Origin of the sequence: Azospirillum agricola, assembly GCF_020005195.1 — a bacterium.
Classification (GTDB): domain Bacteria; phylum Pseudomonadota; class Alphaproteobacteria; order Azospirillales; family Azospirillaceae; genus Azospirillum; species Azospirillum agricola.
This window is the reverse complement of sequence record NZ_JAIFZR010000004.1, coordinates 480,792-507,621: the sequence shown is the minus strand read 5'-3', so window position 1 is coordinate 507,621 and position 26,830 is coordinate 480,792. Positions and strand designations below refer to the sequence as shown.

The 26,830-nt window shown below is 70.1% G+C and carries 24 protein-coding genes; 5 read left to right on the top strand and 19 right to left on the bottom strand.

The features are described 5' to 3' along the window. Positions 1-3 precede the first annotated feature (3 nt). From JN22_RS11190 to JN22_RS11180, 3 genes are all read right to left on the bottom strand, one after another. Complete coding sequence (locus tag JN22_RS11190; RefSeq protein WP_085554003.1) at positions 4-1,200, bottom strand: carboxylate--amine ligase; 1,197 nt, start codon at positions 1,198-1,200, stop codon at positions 4-6. Between the two features lie 15 nt (positions 1,201-1,215). Then, on the bottom strand, positions 1,216-2,415 hold the full coding sequence (locus JN22_RS11185; RefSeq protein ID WP_085554002.1) for a GNAT family N-acetyltransferase: 1,200 nt from the start codon (positions 2,413-2,415) through the stop codon (positions 1,216-1,218). A gap of 154 nt (positions 2,416-2,569) precedes the next feature. Further along, a complete protein-coding gene (locus tag JN22_RS11180; protein WP_085554001.1) occupies positions 2,570-3,277 on the bottom strand; it encodes a glutathione binding-like protein in 708 nt (235 codons plus the stop codon). A gap of 161 nt (positions 3,278-3,438) precedes the next feature. On the opposite strand from JN22_RS11180, the gene JN22_RS11175 reads away from it, so the two are divergent. Further along, on the top strand, positions 3,439-3,870 hold the full coding sequence (locus JN22_RS11175; protein ID WP_085554000.1) for a PaaI family thioesterase: 432 nt from the start codon (positions 3,439-3,441) through the stop codon (positions 3,868-3,870). Next, a complete protein-coding gene (locus JN22_RS11170) occupies positions 3,867-4,664 on the top strand; it encodes an oxepin-CoA hydrolase, alternative type (protein WP_085553999.1) in 798 nt (265 codons plus the stop codon). Before JN22_RS11175 ends, JN22_RS11170 begins: the two co-directional genes overlap by 4 nt. 170 nt (positions 4,665-4,834) lie before the next feature. Here the strand turns inward: JN22_RS11170 and JN22_RS11165 are convergent, their stop codons facing one another. Then, positions 4,835-5,053, bottom strand: coding sequence for a hypothetical protein (locus tag JN22_RS11165; protein ID WP_085554645.1), 219 nt, complete (start codon positions 5,051-5,053; stop codon positions 4,835-4,837). A gap of 247 nt (positions 5,054-5,300) precedes the next feature. Here JN22_RS11165 and JN22_RS11160 point away from each other — a divergent pair, with 247 nt between their 5' ends. Further along, on the top strand, positions 5,301-5,759 hold the full coding sequence (locus tag JN22_RS11160) for a response regulator (protein WP_085553998.1): 459 nt from the start codon (positions 5,301-5,303) through the stop codon (positions 5,757-5,759). Positions 5,760-5,828: 69 nt separating this feature from the next. Here the strand turns inward: JN22_RS11160 and JN22_RS11155 are convergent, their stop codons facing one another. The 9 genes from JN22_RS11155 to rimO all read right to left on the bottom strand — a co-directional run bounded on the left by JN22_RS11155 (position 5,829) and on the right by rimO (position 18,590). Continuing rightward, positions 5,829-5,990 (bottom strand): hypothetical protein, encoded by a 162-nt coding sequence (locus tag JN22_RS11155; RefSeq protein WP_179166123.1) that lies wholly within the window; start codon positions 5,988-5,990, stop codon positions 5,829-5,831. 36 nt (positions 5,991-6,026) lie between these two features. Then, positions 6,027-8,810 (bottom strand): malto-oligosyltrehalose synthase, encoded by a 2,784-nt coding sequence (gene treY / locus JN22_RS11150; protein ID WP_085553997.1) that lies wholly within the window; start codon positions 8,808-8,810, stop codon positions 6,027-6,029. A 28-nt stretch (positions 8,811-8,838) separates the two neighbouring features. Further along, entirely contained in the window at positions 8,839-14,436 is a 5,598-nt protein-coding gene (treZ, locus tag JN22_RS11145) for a malto-oligosyltrehalose trehalohydrolase (RefSeq protein ID WP_085553996.1), read from the bottom strand. A gap of 119 nt (positions 14,437-14,555) precedes the next feature. Next, positions 14,556-14,864 carry a hypothetical protein gene (locus JN22_RS11140; RefSeq protein ID WP_085553995.1) on the bottom strand — a complete coding sequence of 103 codons (309 nt, stop codon included), beginning with the start codon at positions 14,862-14,864 and terminating at the stop codon, positions 14,556-14,558. A 168-nt stretch (positions 14,865-15,032) separates the two neighbouring features. Next, complete coding sequence (locus tag JN22_RS11135; protein ID WP_085553994.1) at positions 15,033-15,284, bottom strand: hypothetical protein; 252 nt, start codon at positions 15,282-15,284, stop codon at positions 15,033-15,035. A gap of 90 nt (positions 15,285-15,374) precedes the next feature. Beyond that, positions 15,375-15,536, bottom strand: a complete 162-nt coding sequence (locus JN22_RS11130) for a hypothetical protein (protein ID WP_179166122.1) — start codon at positions 15,534-15,536, stop codon at positions 15,375-15,377. A gap of 41 nt (positions 15,537-15,577) precedes the next feature. Then, positions 15,578-16,759, bottom strand: coding sequence for an NAD(P)/FAD-dependent oxidoreductase (locus JN22_RS11125; RefSeq protein WP_085553993.1), 1,182 nt, complete (start codon positions 16,757-16,759; stop codon positions 15,578-15,580). A 123-nt stretch (positions 16,760-16,882) separates the two neighbouring features. After that, positions 16,883-17,218 (bottom strand): HNH endonuclease, encoded by a 336-nt coding sequence (locus JN22_RS11120; RefSeq protein ID WP_085553992.1) that lies wholly within the window; start codon positions 17,216-17,218, stop codon positions 16,883-16,885. 28 nt (positions 17,219-17,246) lie between these two features. After that, positions 17,247-18,590 carry a 30S ribosomal protein S12 methylthiotransferase RimO gene (gene rimO / locus JN22_RS11115; RefSeq protein WP_396021918.1) on the bottom strand — a complete coding sequence of 448 codons (1,344 nt, stop codon included), beginning with the start codon at positions 18,588-18,590 and terminating at the stop codon, positions 17,247-17,249. A 334-nt stretch (positions 18,591-18,924) separates the two neighbouring features. On the opposite strand from rimO, the gene JN22_RS11110 reads away from it, so the two are divergent. After that, positions 18,925-19,419: a MarR family winged helix-turn-helix transcriptional regulator gene (locus tag JN22_RS11110; RefSeq protein WP_223677680.1), complete on the top strand. Its 495-nt coding sequence runs from the start codon at positions 18,925-18,927 to the stop codon at positions 19,417-19,419. 70 nt (positions 19,420-19,489) lie between these two features. On the opposite strand, the gene JN22_RS11105 is transcribed toward JN22_RS11110, so the two are convergent. The 5 genes from JN22_RS11105 to JN22_RS11085 form a co-directional block, all read right to left on the bottom strand. Continuing rightward, a complete protein-coding gene (locus tag JN22_RS11105) occupies positions 19,490-19,891 on the bottom strand; it encodes a ribbon-helix-helix domain-containing protein (protein ID WP_085553990.1) in 402 nt (133 codons plus the stop codon). 105 nt (positions 19,892-19,996) lie between these two features. Continuing rightward, complete coding sequence (locus JN22_RS11100) at positions 19,997-20,707, bottom strand: Crp/Fnr family transcriptional regulator (RefSeq protein ID WP_085553989.1); 711 nt, start codon at positions 20,705-20,707, stop codon at positions 19,997-19,999. Positions 20,708-20,783: 76 nt separating this feature from the next. Further along, positions 20,784-21,527, bottom strand: coding sequence for a TfuA-like protein (locus tag JN22_RS11095; protein WP_085553988.1), 744 nt, complete (start codon positions 21,525-21,527; stop codon positions 20,784-20,786). Further along, positions 21,524-22,792: a YcaO-like family protein gene (locus JN22_RS11090; protein ID WP_085553987.1), complete on the bottom strand. Its 1,269-nt coding sequence runs from the start codon at positions 22,790-22,792 to the stop codon at positions 21,524-21,526. Before JN22_RS11090 ends, JN22_RS11095 begins: the two co-directional genes overlap by 4 nt. Positions 22,793-22,907: 115 nt before the next feature. Then, entirely contained in the window at positions 22,908-23,099 is a 192-nt protein-coding gene (locus JN22_RS11085; RefSeq protein ID WP_223677679.1) for a hypothetical protein, read from the bottom strand. Between the two features lie 170 nt (positions 23,100-23,269). Here JN22_RS11085 and JN22_RS11080 point away from each other — a divergent pair, with 170 nt between their 5' ends. Beyond that, positions 23,270-23,581 (top strand): ribbon-helix-helix domain-containing protein, encoded by a 312-nt coding sequence (locus JN22_RS11080; RefSeq protein WP_085553985.1) that lies wholly within the window; start codon positions 23,270-23,272, stop codon positions 23,579-23,581. Positions 23,582-23,636: 55 nt separating this feature from the next. Here the strand turns inward: JN22_RS11080 and JN22_RS11075 are convergent, their stop codons facing one another. Next, a complete protein-coding gene (locus tag JN22_RS11075) occupies positions 23,637-26,789 on the bottom strand; it encodes an ATP-binding protein (protein ID WP_211099631.1) in 3,153 nt (1,050 codons plus the stop codon). Between the last annotated feature and the right edge of the window lie 41 nt (positions 26,790-26,830).

Genomic DNA, 26,830 nt, shown 5'->3' with positions numbered 1-26,830 from the left:
TCCTCATGGCGTCGCCAACCCGGTGGGCCGAGCGGTGCCTGGCCCGGCCGGCAGCAGCCGGGCCAGTTTCGGACGCAGGAAGGGCATGGGATCGTCGAGTGCGATGGCCTTCGCCTCGCAACGGGCGACCCAGGCCAGCCACCGGGCCGTCGGAATGCCGGCCTCGCGCGCCGCCATGCGGTCCTTGCTGATGTGGCACCAGCAGGCGCCGGGGCGGGCGGTCGCCGGGGCGGGGCGGGGCGCGCCGGTGAGGTCGGCCTGGACGATCGCCGACAGGTTGACGCCCGCCACCGCGCCCAGATGGTGCCACAGGGTGCTGCGCGGGTTGACCTCCAGCAGATGCAGGCCGCCATCGGGCGCGCGCTTGAAGTCGAACTTGGCGAGGCCGCGCAGCCCCATCCGTTCGCTCAGGGTCCGGCCGAGCGCCGCCACGTCGGCGCCCTCGCCCCGGCTGTCGGTGATGGTCAGGGCGGTGCTGTGGCCGTACTCGGCCGGGTAGGTGCGGATCTTGCGGCCGGTGAACTCGCCGGCGACGGAGCCCCGCGCGTCGATGTAGACGTGGTAGCTCTCGATGCCGGTCTCCGGGCCGGGGATCAGTTCCTGCGCCAGCAGGTCGATGCCGACCGGAATCAGACGCGGCCACAGGGCGCGCAGCTCGGCCGGGCTCTCGATGCGGATGGCCTTGCCCAGCCCCTCGATGGAATCCCAGGGCGGCCGGCGGGTCAGGGGCTTGACGATCAACGGGTAGCGCAGGTCGAGGTCGGGCGCCTCCGATCCGGGAGCGGGGTGCAGACGCCGGGTGCGCGGCACCGGCAGGTCGAGACGCTCCGCCATTGCCTGGAACCGGGCCTTGTCGACCAGCGTCTCCACCAGCTCGGCGTCCGCCAGGGCGAAGCGGAAGGCACGGGCCAGACGGTCGCGGTGGCGCGACACCATCAGCAGATGGGCGTCCTCCTCGACGTGGATCACCGGGCGCTCGCGCTGGGCGACACCGAAGCGCAGCAGCGCATCGACCAGCGCCTCGTCGCCGCCGGACTCCGCGCTCCAGGGCAGCAGCGTCTCGGTGAAGCGGGAGTAGGCGGCGGGGGAACCGGGCGGCGCCACCACGGCGCAGCGGATGCCGGCCAGCCCGAGCGGTCGGACCAGATCCATGTCGCCCAGCACGCAGGCCAGCGGAGCGTTCTTGCGCAGGTTCGTCATCGTCGCTTCCTCCCGTCAGGACCCTTTGGCGGGAGCGAACCAGCCCCGCATGGACCGTTTGACCGTCTCGGCCAGCGCGCCGCGCGCCTGCCGCCACTGGGCGTCGAGCCGCCGGCTCAGCCGGTCCGGCCCCAGCGCCAGCCAGTTCATCGGCTGTTCGGCGTTGGCGAGCAGCGGCTTGTGCCCGGCCGGCGTGGACATGAAGTCGTAGCAGTCCTCGCCGCGCCGCAGGCTGTCCTCGATGGCCAGCACATGGCTCAGCAGGCCGGGCTTCAGGCGGTTGTCCTTCTCGAAGGCGAAGCCGCCCTGATAATTCATCACCCGGTTGCGGTGGACCATGTTGTAGAGGTAGCCGATCGGCGCGCCGCCCGCGCTGATGCGGCAGAGCCGGATGGCGCCGCTCGGCACCCCGTCGGCGATCAGCCGTTCGTGGAAGGGACGGAAGGCCGGGTTGGCGAAGGCACCCGCCTCGCCGCGAGCCTGCCAGCTCGCCTGGTGCAGCACCTCCAGCGCGGCGAAATCCTCCAGCGCCTCCTCCACCGTGGCGGCCACGCGGTAGTCGAGGCCGCCGCGCTCCTGGTAGAGCCGTTCGGTGCGGTTGACGGCGGAGCGGGTGTTCCTCCCCAGCCCGGCGCGGTAGTCACCGCCTCCCCCGCCTCCTGCGGCGCGGATCCGGTCGAAATCGACCCATTGCGTCGTGTCGGCCAGCCGCACCTGCACCGCGTGGCCGGTCTGGGCGGCGGCGCGGCGGGCGGCGACCTCGGCCTTGTCGGTCAGGCCGGCGAGCACCAGCTCGTCGGAGCGGGTCAGCCGGGAGCCGAGCCAGCGCAGGCAGGCCGAGGCCACGGAGTCGGCGTGGCGGCGGTCGGCGAGGATGCCATTGTACTCGACGAACAGCCGGTCGAAGACCCGGTCACCCGTCTCGTGCAGCATCCAGCAACGGGTGCGCAGCAGCCCGAGCCGCCAGTGCACGCGCGGGCACAGCACCGCCAGCCCGACGACCTCGCCATGGAGGCGCGCGACCAGCAGATGCGGATGGACGCCGGGGGGAAGCAGGGCGAGCCAATGGCCGATCCACAGCCAGGACAGGAAGAAGGAACCGTCCGACCGCGCCTCCAGATCGCTCCACATCCCCGCCAGACCGTCGATGCGGTCGAGCGGGAGCAGATCGATGTCGATGGCTTCGTCGGTGTCGGTCGTGGGCCTGAAGGTCATCGGCGCGGCGTCTCCAGCAGGGACGAATCCATGCTGGAGAGAACACCATCCGGCCCCATCCGGGTATCTGTCCCGGCGGGGCTGTCCATCGGGGTTTCGGGGACGCAGAGGGTGCTCCGCTTGGAAGCCCTCCGCGTCCCTTTTTTGCCGGAAATCAGCGCTTGATCGTATCGGCCGATTGGCCGAAGAGAATCTTCCGGCTCTCGTCGTTCACGGTCGGCGTCCTGGCGGCGTTGACCGCCGAGCCCTTCTCGTAGGCGCGGACCGTCGCCGGACGACCCTGGATGGCGGAGAACCAGCGCTTCAGGTTCGGGAAATCGTCGAGATTCTGCTGCTGGCGCTCGTGCGGCACGACCCAGGGATAGGCGGCCATGTCGGCGATGGAATAGTCCGCGCCGCCGAGGAACGCGTTGGCGGCCAGCCGCGTGTCCATCACGCCGTAGAGACGGCCGGTCTCCTTGACGTAGCGCTCCATGGCGTAGGGGATGCGCTCCGGCGCGTACTGGACGAAATGATGGTTCTGCCCGGCCATCGGGCCGAGGCCGCCGACCTGCCAGAACAGCCACTCCGTCACCGTCTTGCGGCCCCGCAGATCGGCGGGAAGGAATTTTCCGGTCTTCTCGGCGAGATAGAGCAGGATGGCGCCCGATTCGAACACCGTGACCGGCTCTCCGCCGTCGGCCGGCGCCTGGTCGATGATCGCCGGCATGCGGTTGTTGGGGGAGAAGGCGAGGAACTCCGGCTTGAACTGGTCGCCGGCGCCGATGTTCACCGGCTTCAGGCTGTAGTCCAGCCCGGCCTCCTCCAGGAACATGGTGATCTTGTGGCCGTTCGGCGTCGGCCAGAAATAGAGGTCGATCATCCCAAACCCTCCGTTGATTTGCGCAGAAGGTTAATCGCCGCCGGCCGTCTGGCAAGCCCATCCTGACGCGGGGCAGGGTCGCCGAAGATCATGGACCGCGGCGGCGCGCCCGCGCTTTACTTCGCGCACGCACACACCAGCCCGCATGAGGACTTCCACGCATGACCGACCTGCTGAAAGGCGAATCCCCGTCCGGCTACCAGGAGCTTCTCGGCTACCGCCTGAGTCGCTGGGAGGAGGGAAGCGCCGAGATGGAGCTGCCGGTGGACGACCGGCACCTCAACCGGGCCGGCGTGGTGCATGGCGGGGTGCTGACGTCGCTTTTGGACACGGTTTCCGGATTCGCCGCAACATTCTGTCCCCATGAAGGGCGGGTGAGACGGGTCGTGACGCTGTCGCTCGCCACGAGCTTCCTCGGGCAGTCACGGAACGGTACGCTGGTCGCCACCGCACGTCTGCGCGGCGGCGGACGCAAGATCGTCGGGGTGGCGGCGGAAATCCGCCACCGCGAGACGGGCGCCCTGCTGGCGACGTCCGAGGGCATGTTCAAATACAGACCGGGCAGCGAGAACCGGGAGGGGATGGAGAGATGACGGGACAGCCGACCACGGGACGGTTGACGGCCGCGCGCGACGGGCGCGTGCTGGTGCTGACGATGGACGACGCGGCCACCAAGAACGCGCTGGGGCCGGAGATGATGGCGGCCGCGCGCGACGCCTTCCTCCAGGCGGCGGCCGATCCGGCGGTCGGCGCGGTGGTGCTGACGGGAGCCAACGGGACCTTCTGTTCCGGCGGCAACCTCGGCGCGCTGCTCGGCAACGCCAAGGCCGACCCGAGCGCCATCCGCGCGAACCTGGAGCAGTTCCATGGCTGGGTCCGCGCCATGCGCGCCTGCCCGAAGCCGGTGATCGCCGCGGTCGAGGGGGCGGCGGCCGGGGCGGGCTTCTCCATCGCGCTCGGCTGCGACCTGATCGTCGCGGCCGATGACGCGACCTTCACGCTGGCCTATGTCAGGGTCGGGCTCAACCCGGACGGCGGGGCCTCGGCCTTCCTGGCGCGCGCGGCGACGCCACAGCTCGCCGCCGAGATCATGTTCGAGGGCGGGCGGATCGGCGCGGCCCGGCTGGCGCAGCTCGCCATCGTCAACCGGGTGGTGGCGCCGGGAGGCGCGTTGGCCGAGGCGACGGCCTGGGCGGCGCGGCTGGCCGAGGGGCCGACGCTGGCCATCGGCCGTGCCAAGCGGCTGATCGAGGCCGGTTTCGGCGAACCCGACGCCCAGCTCGACCGCGAGGCCGACTTCTTCGTCGAGGCCCTGCACGGGGCCGAAGCCGCCGAGGGCATCACCGCCTTCTTCGAGAAGCGCCCCGCCAACTACCCGCGCGTTTGAGAGGGAGGGGGGCGCACCGGCCGACCTGCCGGCGGACTGGGCGCCCCCGTTTCCCGGATTGTGCCTGTCTTTCCCGAGCGGCCGGCTGAAGCCGGCGGGGCTCCGCGCCTTCATGAAGGTGGGGCGCGACGTGACGGCGCGGGAGCGGGAAAGCGGATGAGATCCCGGCGTCACGCCAGCAGCGACAGGGTGGGGTCGGCCGGCGCCGGGGCGGCGTCCTCCAGCGCGCGGGCAATCTCGTCGGGTTTTCCCGCCACGCGCAACGCTTCGGCCCGGCCAGCGAAATGCAGGTCCGTCTCGCCGTTCGCGGCACCGCGCAGGAACAGCACGGCGCCGGGGTTCACCAGAACGATTGCTCCGCTCGTGTCGGTCAGTTCAACGAATGCCATGGCGACCATCCTCTCTGCATCCACGTAAAACACACGGGAACATGGTAGGTTTCCTCCCAAGCCTTTGGTTCGGCCTTTCGGCTGAACCGACACCAAAGGCTGACCGGAAGAGGCTGCTCCTTCGGCCCCTTGAACGTCGGTGCCGTGCGACAAACATGGGCGGTTCAGCCCGGCCGGAACCGAAAGGCTTCGGCTTTGGGCGGCAACCGGCTATAAGCCCGGCCTGCAACAAAGGGAGCACCAAGACTTGAAGCTGCTCGTCGTCGAAGATGATCCGCTGATCGGTCCGGCCGTGAAGGCCGTGCTGGAAAACGCGGGCTACACCGTCGTTGGGCCGCTGCGCGACGCCAACAAAGCCGCGCGGGTCGGCGCGCGGGAGAATCCCGATCTGGCGCTGGTCGACGTCAACCTCGCCGGCGGCGAGAACGGGCTGACGCTCGCCCGACGCCTATGGGAGGACAACAAGATTCCGTCGCTGCTGATGACCGGCTTCGATCACCACGCCGAGGAAGCGCGCGAATTCGCCATGGGGCTGCTGCGCAAGCCGGTGATGCCCGACGCCCTGGTCGACGCGGTCGGCACGCTGGCCGAAATCCTGGGCGGCCTGCGCCCCTCCTCGGTGCCTTCGGCGCTGGAGCTGTTCCATTCCTCCATCGCCTCGGTCACCGCCGCGTCGCTTGCCGGGCCGCGCGTGCGCAGCGCCTGACGCCACCCCGCGCCGATCCGCCGCTTTCCGTCCGCAAGGCCCGCTCAACCGGCGGGCCTTTTCATATTGTCATGCCGGCGGGGGATTGTCCGCCGCCGTGGCCGCCGCCGCATCCTCGTCGGACGGGTCGTCGACCGGGGGGCCGCCGTTGTCCGGGTCCAGTTCGACCCATTGCCGAAGGGCGCTCAGCGGCGCGCCGGTCATGGGCGGAGCGCTTGTCGGACTGATCATCGCCATGTTCCTCCTGTCCTTGTCGTTGCGGGTGGATCAGTCCTCACGAACCAGCAGGGCAACCGGAAAGCCGTCGAACAGCGTCGCGGCCTTCACCGCATCCCCCCCTTCCACGGCACGCCCGGTGAAGACGCTGCGCCAGCGCGCGCCGCGCGGCAGCGGGATCGCCGTGTTGGACCAGTCCGGGTCCTCCTCCCCGAGAGCGCCCACCAGACGCGGCACCGCGACCACCACCGCGTCGTTCCCCGCCTTGCGGGCGAAGGCGACGACATGCTCGGCCCGGTCTCCCGTCGCCTCCAGCGGAACGTAATCGCCCGCCGCAAAGAGGTCCGGCTTCTCGGCCCGCAGAGCGAGGGTGCCGCGGGTGACCGCCAGCTTCACCGCCCCATCGGTCCAGCGGTCGAGCAGGGTGGGCGTCGTCCCCTGCTCCAGCGCCGCCTCCACCTCGCCCAGCAGCCGGCGCCGGATCCCGTAGTCCACCGGCAGCCGGTTGTCGGGATCGACGAGGCTGAGATGCCACAGCTCGCAGCCCTGGTAGAGGTCGGGCACGCCGGGGCTGGTCAGCTTCAGCAGGGTCTGGGACAGGCCGTTGACCATGCCCAGCCGGGCAACGCCCGCCTGGAACGGCAGGAAGGCGTCGAGGAAGGCGTTGCGGCGCGAGACGTCGAGCGCGTCGTGGATGAAGCCGATCACCGCCGACTCGTACGCCTCGTTGGGGGCCGCCCAGGTCGAATGGACCTTGGCCTCGCGCATCGACTTGGTCATGGCGCCGACGATGCGCTCGGCGAAGGCCGTCATCGCGGCGGGGTCGAGCCGGTCGGCGGCCAGCCCGGTCAGTTCGACCGGCCAGGCGCCGAGGATGAGCTGGTAGAACAGATACTCGTCGTTGCGATCGGGCGGGGCGGTTCCCTCGACGTCGCCGCGCCGGGCGCGCAGCAGGCGGCTCCAGGTCTGGATCTGGCGCTCCCACTCCTCGGGCATCTCCGACAGGACGTAGAGGCGGGCGCGGGTGTCCTCGCCGCGCTTGGTGTCGTGGGTGGTGCTGGCCAGCATGTTGCCCGGCCAGTTGCGGGCGCGGTCCTGGTTGGCACGGTGGAAGGCGGCCGGGCTGACCCCGAAATGCTCGGGATGGCCGCCGACCTCGTTCAGCGCGGCCAATCGGTTGTAACGGTAGAAGGCGGTGTCCTCCAGCCCCTTGGCCATCACCGGACCGCTGTATTGCTGGAACCGCATGGCGAAGCGGGTCACCTGCCGATGGCTGTAGCCGCTGCGCGGCGAAGCGACCAGATCGGTGGTCAGCAGGCGCTGGACGAAATCGTAGACCGAGCCGTCGGGCCCCTGTTCGGCCTTGCGGGCCTGGGACACCGCCCAGTCGATGTCGCGGCGGTCGAGATCCGACGGCACCCCGCCATCCACATAGGTGCGGTAGACCGGGAAGCGGGCGATCGTCTCCTTCAGCGCCTGATGCAGGATGTTGGCGGTGAAATCGGCCGTCGCCGGGTTGGAACGGGCGATGCGCGCCGCCTTGCGGGCGAGCACATGCAGCTCGCTCGCCATCTCGCTTTCCATGATGCGGATCTTGGACAGGCGGACGACGTCCTCGAAGCGGTCGGAGCGGCCGATGAAGCCGGAATAGAGGCGGTCGAAGGCGGCCTCTCCCCTGGGATCCACGAACAGCCCGCCCAGCAGGGTGGCGAACTCGTAGCCGGTGGTGCCGTCGATCGGCCAGTCCTCGCGCAGCCGCTCGTGACGGGCCAGGATCTTCTCGACCACGAGGTAGAAGGGCTTCGGCGACGCGGCGATCAGGCGCTGGCAATAGCCCTTGGGGTCGATCAGCCCGTCGATGTGGTCGATGCGGATGCCGTCCAGCGTGCCGTCCTCGACCAGCGTCAGCACCAGCCGGTGGGTGATGTCGAACAGGTCAGGCTCGTCCATGCGCAGGCCGGCCAGCTCGTTGATGTTGAAGAAACGCCGGTAGTTGATGTCGTCGGCGGCGACCTTGAAATAGGCGACCCGCCAGTTCTGTCCGGATATCAGGGCGTGCAGGTGGCTCCAGGTCTCCGGCTCGCCCTGGTCGCCGCGGAAGACGGAGAGGCGCTGGGCGATGGCGTCGGCCACGTCCGGGCGGTCGGCGACCAGCGCCGCCAGTTCCCGTTTCAGATCGGCGGCACGGCGGATCTGGTGGGGATGGGCGTAGGCGAGATGGGCGAAGATGTCGCCCAGCCGCTCCAGCTCCGGGTGGTCGGTGCCGAGGATGGTGCCGTAATCCTGCGGGCGGACCGGCAGCTTGTGGGTGCCGTAGGCCCAGACGGCGAAGCTGCCGGACGCGGCGTCGAAGCGCAGCTCCAGCCCGCCCGAGGCCAGCACGGCGCCATACTGGTCGCCCAGCACCGGCACCAGCAGCTTGCCCTGGAGGTAGCGGTAGTCGGAATCCCACTCGATGTCGAAATAGCCGGCGCAGGGGCTGTCCGGCCCCCATTCCAGCACGTCGAGCCACCAGCCGTTGTCGGCGCCGCCGACCCCCATGTGGTTGGGCACGAAATCGAGGATCTGGCCCAGCCCGTTGCGGCGCAGCGCCGCCACCATCCCCCGGAAGGCCGCCTCGTCGCCCAATTCGGGGTTCAGGGCGTTGTGGTCGACGATGTCGTAACCGTGCGTGCTGCCCGGCCGCGCCTTCATGTAGGGGGAGGCGTAGAGGTGGCTGACGCCCAGCCGTGCGATGTAGTCGGCGATCTCGGCCGTCCGGTCGAATCCGAAGGCGGCGTTCAACTGCACCCGGTAGGTCGCGCGGGGAAGCGGCTGGCCGGAGGCGGGGGGCATGGATCGTGCTCCTTGAAGGTCGGGTCGGTCAGAGGGCGGAGGCGTCGGATCTTGGGGTGTTGGGCCTTTGGACGTTGGGCCGGGCGGCGGCCAGGATGGCGGCGACGGCGGCCGGCTCGGGGGCGTCGGCCAGTTCCTCCAGCGTCAGCGACAGCTTGCGCCGCCAGTTGGGGTACTGGTCGACGGTGCCGGGCAGGTTGACCTGGGCGCGCTCGCCGGTCAGGTCGTCGAGCTGGACCATGGCCAGGGCGGAGCCGGTGCGGGCCAGGAAGCCGTGCACCGCGTGGCCGAGCGCGTCGTCATAGGGGCTGTCGGCGCCGAAGCCGGCGGGCAGGGGAATGGCGGCAGCCCGCAGGGCGTCGATCAGGGCGCCCCGGTCGGCGCGGCGGCGGTCGCGCTGCTTCCCGGCCTCGTCGGCGGCGGGGTAGAGGCCCTTCTCCTCCTTGAGCGCGATGTCGTGTCCCTCCCACCAGCCGCGCAGCGTGGCGAGGTCGTGGCTGCCGAAGGTCGCCAGCGCCAGGGACGGGTAATCGTCCGGCCCCTTGAAGCCGCCATCCTCCGTCCATTCGAACACGACCACCCGGTAGCTGAGAATGCCCGCCTCCGTCATGCGCTCGCGGAATCCGTCGGGGACGGTTCCCAGATCCTCCCCCACCACCAGACAACGGTTGCGCTGGCTCTCCAGGGCCAGGATTCCGACGAGATCCTCCATCGGGTAGGCGACATACGCCCCTTCGCCGGGGCTATGCCCCTCCGGAATCCAGTAGACGTGCTGGAGCGCCATGGCGTGGTCGATGCGCAGGGCGCCGGCGTGGCGCATGTTGGCGCGCAGAAGCTCGATGAAGGGCCGGTAGCCCGCCTCGCGCAGCGCGCGGGGGTGGAAGGGTGGAAGGCCCCAATCCTGCCCCGCCGGGTTGAACAGGTCGGGCGGCGCGCCGACGCGGGCCGTGCCCACGACCACCTCCGGCGCCATCCAGGTTTCCGCCCCGCCGCCGTCCGCCCCGACCGCGAGGTCGCGGTAGAAGCCGATGGCCATGCCGAGATCCGAGGCCCGCGCGGCGGCGGCGCGAAGCTGCTCGTCGGCGACCCATTGCAGCCAGGCGAAGAAATCGACCCGCACCCGGTTCTGCTCGGCGAAGCCCGCCACGGCGGGAGACGAGGCGTCGCGCAGCTCGACGGGCCAGCCCTGCCAGCCGGCCTTGCCCTCGGCCGCGAAGCGTTCGCGCAGCGCCTGGAAGACGGCGAAGCGCCGCAGCCCCTCGCCTGCCTCGGCGCGGAACGCCGCGAAGGCGTCCTTGCGCTCGGCGGGAGCGCCCGACTGGAAAACGGCGAACAGGCGTTCCAGCACCGGCAGCTTCAGCGCCGCGACCGTCTCGTAATCGACCAGGGGCGCGGCGCGGGCGGCATCGAGCACGTCGGTGAAATCCGCCGAGGCGACGCGGCGGCGCACCTCCTCGTCGGTCATGAACTCGGGAAGCGCCGTCACGTCGATGCAGAGCGGGTTGAGGAACAGCCGGCTCGCCGGGGAGTAGGGGCTGGCCTGGGCGGGAGCGTCGAGGAACAGGGCGTGCAGCGGGTTGAGTCCGATCACGGCGGCTCCGCGCGCGGCGGCGATGTCGGCGAGATTCTCCAGGTCGCCGAAGTCGCCGATGCCCCAGTTCCGGTCGCTCCGCAGGGTGTAGAGCTGGGCCGACAGCCCCCACAGCCTTTCGCCCATGGCGATGGGGGCGGGCAGGTGGCAGCGCTCCGGCACGGCGATGAGGCTGGTCTCGCCCGACTCACCCTCCGCCTCCACACGCAGGCGGTGATAGCCGGCGGGCGGAGCGTCACCGAGCGTCAGCCGGCGCAACGCCAGCGGTTTTCCATCCAGCGCGGCCTTGCGGATCAGCGGCAGTTCGGCGGCCTCGGCGTCGCCCCGGCGGGTTTCGCCGCTCTCCAGGGTCAAGGTCCAGCGAACGGCCCCCGCCCCGTCCGGCAGAGCAAGCGTCACGGCCGCGTGCCCCTGTCCGGTTCGCAGCACCACGGCGGGGGGAAGAACCCGCGACAGCTCCGCACGCTCCAGCGCCGCGAGTTGGGCTTCGGCCGCCGCCTCGTCGTCGGCCGCGACGCCCATCGCCGCCAGCAGCGCGCGGACGGTGCCGGTGCCGGCGCGCACCGTCTCGCCCGCCGCGTTCCGGAAGGAGCGCTCGATGCCCATGCGGTCGCCGAGCCGGTCGAGGGCCGTCGCCTCCTCCAGCGACACCACCACCGACCAGGGCGCCAGCGCACCGCCGCCGACGCCGGCCCCCTCCGTCCACAGCACGCGGCCGGCGGGTTCCTCGAAGCCGGCCGCCGGCCGGTCGCCGAGGTTGGCGATGATCCGCAGCCGGCTGCCGTCGCCGAGGCGCCAGCACAGCCGCAACCCGGTCCCGCCGACCACCTCGTGCGAGGCGCCGCCGCCCGGCGCGTTGTCCAGGCGCGGCACGATCTCGGCGTGGCGCACCGCCAGCGCGCGGCGATACCAGTCGAGCCACGCCGCGTGCTCCGGCCGGTCGCGGGCGTCCCAGTCGAGCTTGGCCGAGTCCATCGTCTCCGGGGCCGTCGGGTCGGGCAGGCGGTCGCGGAAGGCCGGGTCCTGGAATTCCGGGAACTTGGCGAACTCCTCGCGCCGGCCCTCGCGCACCGCCTGGGCCAGCTCCTCGCCGAAGTCGCAGAAGAAGGGGAAGGGCTTGGCCGAGGCCCACTCCTCGCCCATGAACAGCATGGGGATCGACGGTCCCAGCAGATACAGGAGGCTGGCGGCCCGCACGGCCTCTGGCTTGGCGATCTGCGCGATGCGCTCGCCGAGCGCGCGGTTGCCGATCTGGTCGTGGTTCTGGATGAAGCTGACGAAGGCGGTCGGCGGCAGATGGGCGGAGGGCTCCCCGCGCAACTCGCCGTCGCGGTAGGCCGACGGGTCGCCCTGGAAGGCGAAGCCCTCGGCCAGGGCGCGGCCCAGCCTGCCCGGATCGTCGGCGTAGTCGGCGTAGTAGCCGCCCTTCTCGCCGGTCGCCGCCGCGTGCAGGCAATGGTGCAGGTCGTCGTTCCACTGGGCGGTGTGCCAGCGGGGATCGCCCTCGGCGTGGCGCGCCAGGAAGCGTGCCTGGTTGGCGTCGTTCTCCAGCACCAGATGGACGTGGCGGCGGTGCTGGAAGCGCTCGCGCACCCGCTCGGCCAGCTCCTCCAGGACATGCTTGGGGCCGTCGTCGAGGATGGCGTGGACGGCGTCGAGCCGCAGCCCGTCGAGATGGAATTCCTCCAGCCAATAGAGCGCGTTGTGGATGAAGAAGTTGCGCACCGGCCCGCTGGCGGCGCCGTCGACGTTGATGGCCGCCCCCCAGGGCGTCTTGTGGCGGTCGGTGAAGAACTGTTCGGCGAAGGCGTGGAGGTAGTTCCCCTCCGGCCCGAAATGGTTGTACACGACGTCGAGGAAGACCATCAGGCCGCGCGCGTGCGCCTCCTGCACCAGGGTCTTCAGATCCTCCGGCCGGCCATAGGCGGCGTCGGGGGCGAAGGGCAGGACGCCGTCATAGCCCCAGTTGCGGGTGCCGGGGAAATCGGCGACCGGCATCAACTCGACGGCGGTGACGCCGAGTGCGACCAGATCGTCGAGCCGGCCGATGGCGGCGCGGAAGGTGCCCTCCTCGGTGAAGGTGCCGACATGCAGCTCGTACAGCACCGTCTCGTGCCAGGGCCGGCCGGCCCATTCCCCGTCGGTCCAGGGGTGCAGCCCCGGATCGATCACCTCGGACGGGCCGTGCACGTCGTCGGGCTGGAAGCGCGAGGCCGGGTCGGGAACGGCCAGACCGTCGGGCAGGGCGAAGCGGTAGCGCGTGCCGGCCTGCGCCCGCGCCGTGGTCAGCTCGAACCAGCCGTCGGGGCGCGCCGCCATCGGCAACCGCTCGCCATCCTCCTCCAGCACCAGCGACACCGCACCGGCCGACGGCGCCCACAGGGCGAAGCGCACCGAACCGTCGGGCTGGATCTCGGCGCCGAAGGGCATGGCGTGGGCCCGTCGCCCGCTTTCCTCGGGCGTGGCGCGCCGGGCCGCCTCGGGACCGGCCTCGGCCTTGAGGATGCCCATGGCGCCGGCCAGCGGGATGCCGACCCAGGCCGGGCGGTTGGCCAGTTCGTAGCCGATCTCGTAGAAGGCCTTCTCCAGCAGGAACAGCTTCAGCAGGCTCGTCGCCATCGCCGGATCGGACGGAAAACCGGGGCAATCGCCGATGGCCTCGCGGTAGCCGGCGACGAAGGCCGAGGCGGCCTCCCCCTCCCACCAGGACAGCCACGCGGCGCGGGCGTCGCGCTCGGCCTCGGCGAGGGTGGCGGGGATGGCGTCGCGCGCGGTGGCGGCGGCGTAGGCGATGGAGCGCAGCATTCCGGCGACATCGCGCAGGACGCAGTGCTTGGCCCGGCGCTCGGCCAGCGGGCGCATCGGCTCGCCCTCGAAATCGACGATGTGGACGTCGCCGCCGGACACCAGAACCTGACCGAGATGATAGTCGCCGTGCAGCCGCATGGCGTGGAGATCGGCCGCCGCCGGAGTCAGCGCGTCGATCTGCGCCAGCACGGCATCCCGCCCCTCGGCCAGCGACAGGGCGTAGGGCGCGATGGCCGGGTCGAGCGACGGCGCCGCCGCGCGCAACCGTTCCAGAACATTCCCGGCCATCCCGCGCACCCCGTCGCCCCAGGCGCGCAGGGTGGCCGGCGTCACCGGTTCCGGGGTGAAGGCGTCGCCGCCGCCGGGCGTGGCGAGGGCCCGGTGCAGTTCGGCCGTCCGCCGGCCGAGCCGGCGCAGGAAGGCCGGCGCCTCGATGTCGTCGGAACGGTCGGCGTCGGTGAAGCGGGCAACCCGCTCGGTCAGCCGCCCGGTGACATGGGCCCAGGCGTCCACCGCGTCCGGCACCAGCGCCTGGAGGATGCACAAGGTGGTCGAGCCGGAGCTGTTGGCGCGCTCCACCCAGCCCAGCAGGGCCGGTGTGTTGGCGAAGCCGGCGACCTCGGTCAGGAAGCGGCCGACCTCCAGTTCCGGGTGGGTTCCCGGCTCCAGCTTGCGCAATCCCTTGAGGATCGCGGCGTCGCCGACCCGGATCGAGGTGTTGGACTGCTCGCCGCTCAGTCTCCGCAGGGGCGCGTCGGGACCGAGCCCCGCCGCCATCGCGTCGCCGGCCTTCGTCCGGCCCACCGTCAGACCCGCCGTGTGGGGCTGGTCGGCGAGGATCGCGCCGAGCATCGCACGGACGACCGAATCGTCGGCGTAGCCGTCGCGCAGGCGTCCGGCCATCGGCAGGGCGCCGGCATCCGCGACGGTCGAATCGTCGGCCTTCGCCCCCGACCGGTCGAGCAGCAGCGGCAATTGGTACAGTTGCGCGTCGCGCCCCGGCGGCTCCACCCGCAGCAGGCAGAGCTGGGCCACGCCGTCCGCCAGCGGCAGGGGCAGCGCGTCGATGATCCGCACAACCGGACGGCCCGCGTCCTTCGCGGCGTACCAGCGGCGGGACATCAGATGGTCGGGCAGCAGATCATCCTGGAGGCGCGCGAGAAGCTCGCCCTCAAGCTCGCCTCCGAGGGGGCCGGGAAAAGCGTTCGTGTGTGGCGCGGTCGGCAAGAGGACTCTCCCGTGTTGAGCGCTTGGACGGCGTCTCGCTCAACACCGCAGGCGGGGGTTCCTCCCGCGCTTGCGAACCCGTCTCACCGAACGGTCAGCCGTCCTCCCCCAAAGAAATATCAGACGGTGCGCGGGTGGTGCGGCAGATGGGCAAGCCGGCCGATGCGCTCGGCGACCTGGAGCGCCTCCACCACGTCGTCCAGCCGGCCTTCCCGCATCAGATGATGGGCGTGCGTGTTCAGGGCGGCGACCACCGCGCGCTCGTCGCTGACGCTGCGGGCCGGGCGGCCTTCGGGGTCCAGCACCGTGGCGCCGAGGGCGGCCATCGCCTCGGCGGTCAGGTTGACCGCCTCGCACAGCGACTCCTCGTCGCCGTCCGCCGTGGACAGCAGCGGTTCCAACAGCTCCGCAAGGAGATTGGGTGTCATGGCGGTGATCCTCGGCGACATTCTCAGGGCATCCCCTTGAAAGGCCACAACAGCCGGGACGGACGATCCGTGCCGTTCCGATGAGAAGGAACGGCAGATGGGAAGCAGACCGATGGCCGGCAAGCGCCCATGCCCGTCAAGTCACCGGATGGGGGAGGCGCGTCCGGATCACGCCTCCTGCACCGTCTCCACCTCCGACAGGTCCGACAGGCGGCGGGCCAGCCGGTCGGTGCAGCGGATTTCCAGGATGCCGAAGCCGGCGTTGGGCGACAGGGAGTGCAGGTCGCCGGCCATGCCGTTCTCGCTGGCGAAGCGCTTCACCCGGTCCACCATGGCGTCGCGCTCCGGGCGGCCGGGACGCAGGCCGGGCAGGGGGCGGGTGAAGTGCAGCTTGTAGCGCTTGAAGATCGCGGGTGCCACGGATCGTCCTTCGGGGAATGCCGGTGCACCCGGATGTCGCACGGAGCGCGGGGCGGGCGCCAGCCTTTCCCGCGCGTCCTCCGGCCCCCGCTATTTCTTGCGGACCGGCTCGACGTTCTCGGCGCCGGCGCGGGTGCCGCCGAAACGGTCGGCCCCCTTGGCGTCGGGGGCGTCCGGCTTCTTGTGGTTGCCGGTGTTCTGCTCGCCCTTGCTGTGCTCGATGCTCTCCTCGGTGTGGGGCTGCTTGGCCATCGGGGGATCTCCTTGGCGGTTGGGTTCCCCTGACAACCGCCTCAGATCACGTTGGTTTCGAGCAGCGGACGGTTTTCGCTCAGGCGGCCGTAGCCGAACACCGACAGATCCAGGCTGCGGTAGCCGCCATGAACGATCAGTTCGGCCAGACCTCGGCCGACGCCGGGCGCCTGTTGCAGGCCATGGCCGCTGAAGCCGTTGCAGAACAGCAGGTTGCCGATCTCCGGATGCGGGCCGATGACCGCGTTCTGGTCGAGGTCGTTGTACTCGTAGAAACCGGCCCAGGCGTTGGTGACCTTGATCGCCTCGAAGGCCGGGACGCGGGCGGCGAGCGCCGGCCACATCATCTCGTCGAACAGATCATGCTCGACGGTCAGGTCGTCGGTGTCGGGGTCACGGTCGGCCGGAGGCGGGGCGCCGCAGATGAACTGCGCGCCTTCCGGCCGGAACCAGACGCCCGACGGGTCGATGACCAGCGGGCAGCCCGGCAACGCCTCCTTGCAGTCGAAGACGAAGACGCAGCGCTTGCGCGCCGACACCGGCAGGGGGATGCCGGCCATCTCCGCGACCCGGCGCGCCTTGGGGCCGGCGGCGTTGACCGCCGTCCCGCAGGCCAGCCGGTCGCCGTTGCCGAGCAGGACCGCCTCGATGCGGCCGCCGCTGCGCTCCATTCCGATCACGTCGGCGGTGACGAAGGTGACGCCGAGCGCCTTGGCCTTGCGGCGGAAGCCCTGCATCAGGCTGTAGCCGTCGAACCAGCCCTCGCCGGACAGGCCGAGCGAGCCGGAGACCAGCCCCTCGACCGACAGCCAGGGGAAGCGGGCCGACAGCTCGGCCGGGCTCATCAGGGCGACATCGACGCCGCAGGCCTTCTGGACGGCGTGGTTTTGCCGCAGGATGTCCGCCCCGGCCTCCGTAGCCAGATAGAGGTAGCCGGGCTCGCGCAGGCCGAGGTCGACCGGGTCGCCGTCGACCGAGAGCTTTTCGGTCGCCGCCTTCAGGAAGGACAGGCCGAACTGCGACAGGGCGATGTTGGCCGGGGTCGAGAACTGCTGACGGATCGAGCTGGCCGACAGGGCCGAGGAGGCGGCGCGGTAGGTCGGGTCGCGCTCCACCACGGCGACGCTGCCGCCGAAGGCCGGATCGGAGGCCAGGAAATAGGCCACCGAACAGCCCATCACGCCGCCACCGACGATCACCACGTCGAACCGACCGCTCATCATGCCTCCTGCCAAGGTCAAGGGGCGCGTGACGCGCCGCCGATGGCCGATTAAGGCATGGAAGCTCGGTTTGGAAAATAAGGGAAAATTATCGCCGCAAGCCGGTTATAAGAAATTGATTATAACTTATTTCGCTTGCGATATGGCTCGGGCGACGGCGATCCATTCCTGCCCCTGCTCAGCCTCGCGCAACGCGCGCAGGGGCGGCCAGACGCCGAGCCGGCTGCCACGGCGGGCGGCGAAGAATCGGTCGAGTTCCCCGGCATCGGGCAGGCGGTCGCCCTTGCGCTGGTTGCAGCGGCGGTGCGCCAGCACGACGTTGGACGGTTCATCGATCCCGCCGTAGGCTTGCGGGATCAGATGATCGAAGGTCGCCTTGGCGCCGACCGGCTCGCCGCAGTAGAAGCAGCGCCCGCCCTGCTGGACGTCCATCAGCGTGGCGTCGTCCGGCGAGACGGGCATGGCTTCGTCCTTTTCCGGTCCTGCGAAATCAGGCGTCGTCGCGCTCGACGCTGCCCCACAGATCATACTCGTCGGCGTGCTCGATGGTGACGTCGACCATGTCGCCCGGCTTCAGGCCGGTTTCGCCGTTGAGGAAAACGCTGCCGTCGATCTCCGGCGCGTCGGCGTAGGAGCGGCCGATGGCGCCGTCCTCGTCGACCTCGTCGATCAGAACCCCCAGGGTGAAGCCGACCTTCTGCTGGAGCCGCTCGGCGCTGATCGCCTTCTGGGTCTCCATGAAGCGTTCCCAGCGCTCCTGCTTGACCTCCTCCGGCACGGCGCCGGGGATGTCGTTGGCGACGGCGCCCTCGACCGGCTCATACTTGAAGCAGCCGACGCGGTCGAGCTGGGCCTCCTTCAGCCAGTCCAGCATGAACTGGAAATCCTCCTCCGTCTCGCCGGGGAAGCCGGTGATGAAGGTGGAGCGCAGGACCAGATGCGGGCACTCGTCGCGCCACTTGCGGATGCGGTCGAGCTGCTTTTCCTGGGCCGCCGGGCGGCGCATCGCCTTCAACACCGTCGGCGAGGCGTGCTGGAACGGGATGTCGAGATAGGGCAGAATCCTGCCCTCCGCCATCAGCGGGATGACCTCGTCGACGTGGGGGTAGGGGTAGACGTAGTGCAGGCGGACCCACAGGTCGAAGTTCGCCAGCTCCGTGCACAGGTCGAAGAAGCGGGTGCGGACCGAACGGTCGTACCACATCTCTTCCTTGAACTTGGTGTCGATGCCGTAGGCGCTGGTATCCTGCGAGATGACCAGCAACTCCTTGACGCCGGCCACCGCCAGCTTCTCGGCCTCGCGGAGCACCGAGGTGATCGGCCGGCTGACCAGATCGCCGCGGATCGACGGGATGATGCAGAAGGTGCAGCGGTTGTTGCAGCCCTCGGAAATCTTCAGGTAGGCGTAGTGGCGCGGGGTCAGCCGCAGCCCTTCCGGCGGCACCAGATCGGTGAAGGGGTCGTGGCGCGGCGGCAGCGCGTCGTGGACGGCGGTGACCACCTGCTCGTACTGGTGGGGGCCGGTGACGGCCAGCACGCCGGGATGGGTCTGCCGGATCACGTCCGGCTCGACGCCCATGCAGCCGGTGACGATGACCCGCCCGTTCTCCTTGATCGCCTCGCCGATGGCGTCCAGCGATTCCTTCTTGGCGCTGTCCAGGAAGCCGCAGGTGTTGACGAGCACCACGTCGGCGCCGTCGTAGGAGGCCGAAATCTCGTACCCCTCGGCGCGCAGGCGGGTGAGGATGCGCTCGGAATCGACGAGCGCCTTCGGGCAGCCGAGGCTGACGATGCCGACCTTCGGGGCGGACTTTGAAACGGACGATGCGGTCATCGCGCGCATATACAGGCGATCGGGGGACCAACGCCAGCAAAACCTGCGACGGAATGGCCGCCATGCCCGGCAAGCCGGGGCGGACGCGCGCCGTACGGGAACAGCGGGTGCGACAATTCGCAACCGGCGGCATGGCCGGGCGCTGTTCCGTTTTGCAGGCTGCCGAACTAAAGTACCGCCACGCGCCGTAGGGCTGACGGGTTTCAGAATCGAACATCCGTCCAGCCATAGTACGGACGTCAATCGTGCAGTGTCTGCACTTTGTAGAGTGACGCGGATGGAACGGACGGCATTGCGCAGAAGCGGAACGGACCGTGTGGTTTCCCTGGAGCCCATGCCGGCGATCCCGGTGGCGATGTCTCCGGTGGTCATGGCCCCGGCGGTCATGACCAAGAGCCCGTCCAACAGCGCGTCACCCCAGGCGATCGCCGAGGTGATGATGCACATCGGGCACATCGCCGACAGCCTGAGCTACACGCAGGGGCTGAAGCCGTCGCAATGGACGGCGCTGCGCTACTTCGCCGGGGCGAACGCCAGCCAACGCACCGTCTCCGCCTTCGCCGACTTCCACGCCACGACGCGTGGCGCCGCCTCGCAGATGGTCGAGGTGCTGGTGGGAAAGAAGCTGCTCGTCCGCGCCCCGGTGCCGGAGGACCGCCGTGTCGTTCAGCTCCACCCGACCTCGAAGGCCCTGGAACTGCTGCGTCTCGACCCGCTGGCCGAGTTTGCCGGCATCATCGCGGCGCTGCCGTCCGACGACCAGTACCAGCTTGCCGAAACCCTGACCACGTTGCTGCGCGGCCTTCTCGCGAAACGGCAATCGGCCTGACCGGCCGTTCCGACCCCCGGCCACCCCAGCGCAACAGCATCCGCCACGGTCGCAGCCGGGAATTGCGCGATCAGGAATCCGTGGTGGCCGGAACGCTGTCGAAGGGCGTGCTGACAAAGGGGTCGCCGCGACCATGGCCGGCACGGGCATGGCCGCGCTCGGTGGCCGCCTGACGGTAATAGCCGACCACGAAAACCCGCAACGCGTTGGCGAGCGACACGCCCGGCTGTCCGGAGCCGCGGCTGCCCGACCGGGACCGGCGGATCTGCTGCTCCATCCGCTCCTTCACGTCGGCGCACACCTCGTCCACCGTCAGGTCTTCCCGACGGCAGATCTCATCGAGCCCTTCCCAATAGGAGGGTTCAAGGCGGATTTGGACGGTCCTTCCGGACAACTCCAACGCGCGCCCGACCAAAGACGAAACTCCTCGGGATTGATTGTTGCGCGGCGTCTGTTTCCCTTCGCTCGCCATCACACTGCACCCTTTCCATACACGCTCGTCCTGCGCCCCCTTTCTACACTATAGCCCGAGTGCAAGAAATTTGGGGAACAAAACTTTTGGCAGGGCGCCGATGGATCAGGACAGACGCTCCGGATCTCCCGCCATATCGCGCAGAAGAGCCAGATCATTGATGACGATGAAGCCCTTGGCGTAGGTGACGATGCCGGTCTTGCGCAACGCCCCCAGGCTCTTGTTCACCATTTCCCGGGTGACGCCCAGCATGTTGGCCAGGGCTTCCTGCGACAGGGGCTGCGCGATGCGCAGACCCGCCGGCGACGGCTGGCCGTAGTTTTCGCTCAGCAGCAGCAGACGGCGGGCCAAGCGGCGGGGCACGTCGTGGAAGACGGCGTCCTCGATGTTCTCCGACACCCAGCGCAGGCGTTCGCACAGCACGATCATCATGCGGGTGCACAGGCGGGGGTGGCGCTCGAGGAAGGGAATGAAATCGATGCGGTCGATCCGGTAGAGGGCGGTCGGACGCAGGGCCACGGCGGCGGCGGTCCGCTCGCGCCCGTCGAGCAGGCCGATCTCGCCGAGGACGTCGCCAGCGTCCAGAATGTTCAGCAGCATCGTCTTGCCGTCGGCCGACGAGGTGCGGATGGCGATCTGGCCCTTCAGCACCGCGTAGAGGCAGTCCCCGGGATCGCCCTTGTCGAAGATGACCTGATCGGCGTCGAAGCGGAGCGTACGACCGAGCGACACCAGCTCCATCATCTGATCCGCGTCCAGTTCTCCCAGCAGACGGTTGCGCCGCAGCACCGCCGTCACATCCGTCAAGGCACTCATCCGTTCATCCCGCAGGCACGATGGCGCCCCGCGCGGGAGCGCCACGCGGGACGCGATCAGTGTAACGGAACCGTTCTCACATCGCGAGTGTTGCCGCCTCGCGCACGGCGCGCTCCCACAGGGCGGTGCGCTCGAAATGGAAGCGCGCGCCCGGTGCCGCAACGTCCTGCCCCAGATGGCGGCGCATGGTCCGCAGCATCCGCCGCGCGTCGTCGCGCTTCTGGTCGAAGCGGCCCGTCGGCAACCAGGCCTTGAAGCCCGCCAGCTCGTCGCCCGGCAGCCCGATGTCGGCGCCCAGCCGCAGGATTCGGCCATAGCCGCGTTCGCGGTAGGGCAGCTCCTTGGCGATGCCCTCCAGCCGGAAGGCCGTGTCCTGGGACAGGATACGCTCGACGGCGGCGTCGGCCAGGGTGCGGCGGATGTTGACCATCGCCTCGGACAGGGAGGGATAGCCGAGCTCCGCCGGACCATGGACGACGGCGACCTCGTCATCGTCCTCCAGCCGGCCGTCGCGGTACGCCTCGAAGATGGCCCCGACGCCGATCATGCCGAACGGATGCAGTTCCGCCGCGCGCAACGCCCCCATGCTCGACGCGCCGAACACCGGGATGCCCGCGTGGATGGCGAAAAGGATTTCCTTGTGCCAGACCGACGGAACGCTTTCGAAGAAGCCGTCGATGATGCCGATCGCCTTGGGCTTTTCCGAGCACAGGCGGATCACGTCGCCTTGCGCCACCGGCGGCAGGAAGGTCGCGTCGAGTTCGGACGCGGCGTCGCGGGCGGGAAGGGTGGGGCCGAGAAAAACGAAAATCCCGCTCATGCGGCCTTCTCCATCGATCGGCCGAGCGCGCGGCGGCCGCGGTCGCCCAGCAAATAGTCGGGGGACTCGTCCAGACCCTCCAGCCCCGGCACCACCATGCGGACCACGGGAATGCCGAACTCCGGCTTGGTCAGGTCGACCGCCACCGCCTCGTCGATGCCGCAGGCGCGCAACCGCGCGAGCTGGTGCTCCAGATCGGCCTCGATGGTCGGGGCGGCGCTTGTCGGGCAGTCGGTGAAATCGCGCAGCCCGACGCCGCCGGCGATGCGCGCCTTCCACTGGGCGTGGCGCGCCGGATCGAGATGACGGTCGTATTCGGTGCGGGGCATGTCGTCACGGGCCCCGGCGATGAAGGTCAGCCGGCTCTGGGCCGCCTCGGTCAGGGCGCGGGACAGCGCGATCTCGCGCGCCACATGGCAGCCCATGCCGCTGGCCGGACGGATCGACTGCTGCGGCAAATCCTCGCGCTCGACAATGCGGCAGAGGAAGGCCGGAAGGCCGACGTCGCTGGTGATCTCCCAGATCCCGACATCGACGCCGGCCGCCTCGAACCGGTCGATCAACGAGCGGCAGACCGGATCGTCGATGCTGTCGAGATCGATGCGGGTGCGCTCCTGCGCCTCGGCGCCGGACAACCGCCACATGGTGGTGGCGTCGCGCTCGATCAGTTCGGTGATGGCGTGGCTGATCGCCTCGATCCGGTGGTTGCCGGAGGCCAGCCCGTTGGAGCCGGCCAGGAAGCAGCCGTTGCCGGGGGCCATCGGCATGGTGAAATTCAGATGGACGCTCTCGAACGGCACCCATTTGCGGCCGCCGTTCAGCAGATCGTCGCCCTCGATCCACAGGATCGGGTTGTGCGGGTTGTAGGCGCTGGTCGACAGGCGGGGCAGGCGGTCGACGTCGACCACCGGATGGGTCCAGCGCATCTCCTCGAAGCTGGCGAACTTCAGGGGCAGCGTGATGCGTTCGGCGTGATAGCTCTCGATCGACTCCATGACGCCCGACGCCTTGGCGGCGGCCAGGGTCACGCCCTTGCCCTGCGACACCGAGATGGAGCGGGAGTTGGGCCGCGTCACCATCACCACGGGAATGCCGACGCTGTCCAGGCCGGTGACGTTGGCGACCCGCGTGATTCCCATGATCGGCAGGAAGGGGGTCACGCGCGCCAGGGTCTGTTCCGGCGCCGCGATCCGGTGGGTGCCGACGGTGTGGGCCTTCACCGCTTCCGCTGCGGCGGCTTGGACATCGAGAAGATCGAAGGGCATCGCGGCTCGCTCAATCTCAATCGCGACGGGGACGGGCTCGGCGCTGCTCCGTCCGGTTCATGGCCGGCCTTGCTTGGGTGGCGGCCACGAACCGGGACGGGAAGCCAGAAGGCGATCAGAAGCCGGAGGTGATGACCATCCGGCCCGATTCCAGATCGGTCGGATCGAAGGTGGCGCGGTCGCCGGCGCGCATCGCGGCGCGGACCGGGGTGGGGCGGGCCTCGCCGACTTCGGACACGCCGTCGGCGGTCACGACATACAGACGGCCGTCGGCGCCGCGGATCGTCGAGGTCTTCGAGAGGCTCATGGACATTGGCTGTTCCTCGGGTCACTGGGTTGTTGATGGGGAACAGCTTTGCATTCGAAGCTATGCACGGATGTGAAAAACTTCACATCGCGAGCTGGCGCCGGGAGGCTAGACAGGCCGGACAGCGCGCCCTCCCTCCGGGTCCGCGCGACCACCGAAGGGCATCGCCGATGATCCATCTCGAGAATTCCGCCGCCCGGAACGCGCCGTCCTCTCCCGCGTCCCCGGCTCCGGCCGATGCCGCCGACCTGATCTCCTGGCCGCTGGTCGTTGCCCGGACGATCCCGCTGGACGGGCGCCACGTCCGCCTGCGGCTGGAGACGGCGGTGTGGGACGGGCTGGAGGCCATCGCCGCCGAGGAAGGCCGCGGGGTCCGGGATCTGTGCGGTGAACTGGACGCTGCCCGGCCGGCCAACACCCCGCTGACCAGCGCGATCCGCAACCATGTCCTCGCCCATTTCCGGAACGCCGCGCAGCGGTGAACAGGGGACGGCGAACGGGCGGCGGCGAGGTGTCGAAAAGGGTAGGACCCAGCTCCTACCGCACGCGGAGACTGTGCAGCCGCGGCCGGTCAAGGCTGCGGCAGTCCTCCACCAGCCGTGGCATGTCGAGCGTCCGGGCAAGGTCGGTTGCGCGGGCCAGGGCGTCGGCGCAGCGTGAGGACTCCGCGCCGGCCGCCCGCAAGGCCATGGCGATGGCGAGGAGCGCGCGCGCCTGATAGGCGAGCTGGCCGGTTGCCGTGGCGTCGCGCAGGGCGTCCTGGGCGGTCGCCAGCGCCCCGGTGGGATCGCCCGCCAACAGCCGCGACTCCGCATCCCAGATGCGGACCTGCGGGACGCTGACACGGGGGTAGAGCGGATGGACCGCGTTGCCCTGTCGCCGGAACGCGTCGTAGCTGTCCTCGAACAGCGTCATCCCTTCGTCGACCCGGCCGAGACGGGCCAGGCAATGCCCGATCCCGGCGGTGACCAGCGGCAGCCAGAGAGAGGATTTGGTCGCGCGGCACAGCGCCCGCGCTTCCGACAAGGCGGACATGGCCTGTTCCGGCTGGCCGAGAAGCAGCAAAGCCCAGCCGAAATGCGAATAGGCGAATATCCGCGAAAAGATATGCCCGGACCGTTCGGCAAGCTCAACCGCCGCGCTGCCCTGCGCGACGGCATCCTGCGGCCGGGCCATCTCGGCCAGCGAACGGGAGGTGACGCTGCGGATCGTCACCTCGGCGGAGGCCGCGAGGCCGTAGCGCTCGTGCCGCGGATCGGCCCCCAGCAGGCCGGCCCCCTCTTCAAGGATGCGGCACGCCTTTCCGAACAGTCCCTTGTCGGCGAGAACGCCGCCGAGCCTGACGAGAAGCTGGACGCGGCTCCGCCGGCTGCCCGCCGCCGGCAGCACCGACAGCCCCTCCTCGCACAGCGCGATGGCCTCGTCCAATTTGCCGTAGGCCCAGGTGAAGGAGGCCAGCATGGACGTGGCATCGGCGTGGCCGCGCCAATCGCCATGATGGACCGACAGGGCCTTGGCCCGGTCGATCATGTCGTGGATGTTGGTCGCCCCCTGCGGCAGAAGCACGCGGGGCAGGGCGATGGACAGCCGGATCATACGGCCGATGCCGCGCGGCGACGTCGGCAGATGGGCCAGGGCGTTGATCGCCGTGCCGTACTTTTCGCTGGCGCTCGCCAGCTTGGAACGCTCCTCGGCCCGCCGCCCGGCCCGCCACCCGCAGGCGTAGGCATACGGCCAGTTCTCCGCCATGAAGGCGTGGTGGGCCATCAGATCGATCCGGTTGGGCAGATCATGCTCGCGCCGCTGCCGGATCGCCTGAAGCACCCGGGAGTGCAGAATCCGACGGTCGGCCTTGGTCAGGGTGGCGTAGGCGACCTCGCGGACCAGCGCGTGGTTGAAGGCGTATTCGAGATTCGGCAGCAGCCGGGCGCGCAGGATGAAGCCGGCCCGCTCCAGATAGGCGAGCTGGACCGGCAACGCCGTTTCCGAGACCGCCGACAGCGCGCGCAGCAGCCCGGCGTCGAAGGTCGGCCCCACCACCGCCGCGTTCATCAGCAAACGGCGCGGCTCGGTGTCCATCAGGTCGATGCGGGCGGCCAGCAGGCCGTGCAGCGAGCGCGGGAGATTCTGCACCGCCGCGGCGTTGGCCAGACGGTAGCCGCCGGGCGTGCCGGAGATCGCCCCGGTGGCCTCCAGCGTGCGCAGAATCTCTTCGAGATAGAGGGGAATGCCCTGGCTGCGCTCCGTCACCTGGATCTTCAGGTCGGCGAGCGACCAGTCCGGCCCCAGCCAGTGGTTCAGGAAACGCTGCACCTGCCCGTTGTCGAGGGTGTCCAGATCGATCCGGCGCGCGCCCTTGGGAACGCTCCAGCCCTCGGGAGCGGATTCGAGCCGCAGCGCCGGAGGGCGCATGGTGGCGAGCAACAGGATTCGCGCCCGGCTCCCCGGCAGGGCGGCGGCGAGGGCATCGAGCAGCCGCACCATCACCGGGCGTGCCCAATGGGCATCCTCGACGAGCAGCAGCATCGGGCGCGAGTCGGCCACATCGGGCGATGCCAGTTCCAAAACCGCGCCGACCAGCCCGTCGATTGCCAGACTCAGCTTCTGCGATGGATCCAGCCCGGGCCAGAGCGCATCCTCCGGCGGCAGGCCGAACAGGTCGCGCACCGCGTCGGCGGCGAGCGAGCCGCCCCGCCGCGCCGCCGCCGCCGCGACCCGGAGAGGCCCGTCGCCGCTCGCCGTGCCGGCGGTCTGGACGGCGAGGCTGAGCGCCACCGCCTCCAGATCGTCGGGATCGCCCAGCCGGCGGATCGGCATCTGCGGCCAGGGCAGGACGTTCCAGCGCCGGCTGCGCGGATCGCGGAAGAACTCCCCGACCAGCCGCGACTTGCCGATCCCGGCCTCGCCACGCAGGACCAGCAGGGCCGGCGAGCCCGCCTCCGCCATGTCGGCCATCGACAGCAACGTCGCCACCTCGGCCTCACGGCCCACGAAGGGGGCGTCGGACGACCGCAGCATGTCCGTCGCGGTGCGCCGCACCGCCCGCGCGCCATCCAGCGTGAAGGCCGGAATCGGCACGGCCCCCTTCGCCAGGGTCAGGCTGCCGACCGGGCGCGCCACGACTCCGACCGGAATCAGGTCGAGCGTGTCGCAACTGAACTGGGCGGTGTTGGGGTCGGCGCGTTGCTGGAGCTTGGCGGCGGCATGGACGCATTCGCCGACCATCCGGTAATCGGCCCACACGCCGCTTTCCACCACATGGGCGACGACGTCGCCCGAACTGATGCCGATCCGCACCTGGAAGGTGGGGAGGTCGGATTCCACCGTGGCGCGCACGATGTCCTGCGCGGCCAGACAGGCGCGCAGGGCGTGGTCCTCCTGGGCGTCGGGCGCCCCGAACACCGCCATGAAGCCATCGCCGAGCAGCTGGGACACCATGCCGTCATAGCGCGGGATCACATCGACCAGGGTGTTCAGGATCGACAGCAGGATCTCGTCGGCGTCCTCGGGGTCGCGGCCGGCCACCAGGGCCGAGGAACTGACGATGTCCACGAACATCGTGGTCAGAAGCTTGCGCTCCGGCCCCTTGCCGCGCACAGGGCGCGCAAGCTCACGAGGCGAACCGCCCCCGATGCCTCCCATCGTCGCCCCGGCCATCGGCCCGGTTATGGCCCGCCCGGCCACCGCCATGTCCGCCCCCTGCGGAGTTCGCGTTGACATATTAGAGCATG

Coding starts and splice junctions, on each gene's coding strand:
- JN22_RS11080 (WP_085553985.1), top strand. CDS start 23,270: ATGATCCATCTCGAGAATTCCGCCGCCCGGAACGCGCCGTCCTCTCCC.
- JN22_RS11130 (WP_179166122.1), bottom strand. CDS start 15,536: ATGGCCAAGCAGCCCCACACCGAGGAGAGCATCGAGCACAGCAAGGGC.
- JN22_RS11110 (WP_223677680.1), top strand. CDS start 18,925: ATGCCGGCGATCCCGGTGGCGATGTCTCCGGTGGTCATGGCCCCGGCG.
- rimO (WP_396021918.1), bottom strand. CDS start 18,590: ATGACCGCATCGTCCGTTTCAAAGTCCGCCCCGAAGGTCGGCATCGTC.
- JN22_RS11125 (WP_085553993.1), bottom strand. CDS start 16,759: ATGATGAGCGGTCGGTTCGACGTGGTGATCGTCGGTGGCGGCGTGATG.
- JN22_RS11120 (WP_085553992.1), bottom strand. CDS start 17,218: ATGCCCGTCTCGCCGGACGACGCCACGCTGATGGACGTCCAGCAGGGC.
- JN22_RS11190 (WP_085554003.1), bottom strand. CDS start 1,200: ATGACGAACCTGCGCAAGAACGCTCCGCTGGCCTGCGTGCTGGGCGAC.
- JN22_RS11105 (WP_085553990.1), bottom strand. CDS start 19,891: ATGGCGAGCGAAGGGAAACAGACGCCGCGCAACAATCAATCCCGAGGA.
- JN22_RS11165 (WP_085554645.1), bottom strand. CDS start 5,053: ATGGCATTCGTTGAACTGACCGACACGAGCGGAGCAATCGTTCTGGTG.
- JN22_RS11170 (WP_085553999.1), top strand. CDS start 3,867: ATGACGGGACAGCCGACCACGGGACGGTTGACGGCCGCGCGCGACGGG.
- treY (WP_085553997.1), bottom strand. CDS start 8,810: ATGCCCCCCGCCTCCGGCCAGCCGCTTCCCCGCGCGACCTACCGGGTG.
- JN22_RS11180 (WP_085554001.1), bottom strand. CDS start 3,277: ATGATCGACCTCTATTTCTGGCCGACGCCGAACGGCCACAAGATCACC.
- JN22_RS11095 (WP_085553988.1), bottom strand. CDS start 21,527: ATGAGCGGGATTTTCGTTTTTCTCGGCCCCACCCTTCCCGCCCGCGAC.
- JN22_RS11175 (WP_085554000.1), top strand. CDS start 3,439: ATGACCGACCTGCTGAAAGGCGAATCCCCGTCCGGCTACCAGGAGCTT.
- JN22_RS11090 (WP_085553987.1), bottom strand. CDS start 22,792: ATGCCCTTCGATCTTCTCGATGTCCAAGCCGCCGCAGCGGAAGCGGTG.
- JN22_RS11075 (WP_211099631.1), bottom strand. CDS start 26,789: ATGGCGGTGGCCGGGCGGGCCATAACCGGGCCGATGGCCGGGGCGACG.
- JN22_RS11155 (WP_179166123.1), bottom strand. CDS start 5,990: ATGATCAGTCCGACAAGCGCTCCGCCCATGACCGGCGCGCCGCTGAGC.
- JN22_RS11085 (WP_223677679.1), bottom strand. CDS start 23,099: ATGAGCCTCTCGAAGACCTCGACGATCCGCGGCGCCGACGGCCGTCTG.
- JN22_RS11100 (WP_085553989.1), bottom strand. CDS start 20,707: ATGAGTGCCTTGACGGATGTGACGGCGGTGCTGCGGCGCAACCGTCTG.
- JN22_RS11140 (WP_085553995.1), bottom strand. CDS start 14,864: ATGACACCCAATCTCCTTGCGGAGCTGTTGGAACCGCTGCTGTCCACG.
- JN22_RS11185 (WP_085554002.1), bottom strand. CDS start 2,415: ATGACCTTCAGGCCCACGACCGACACCGACGAAGCCATCGACATCGAT.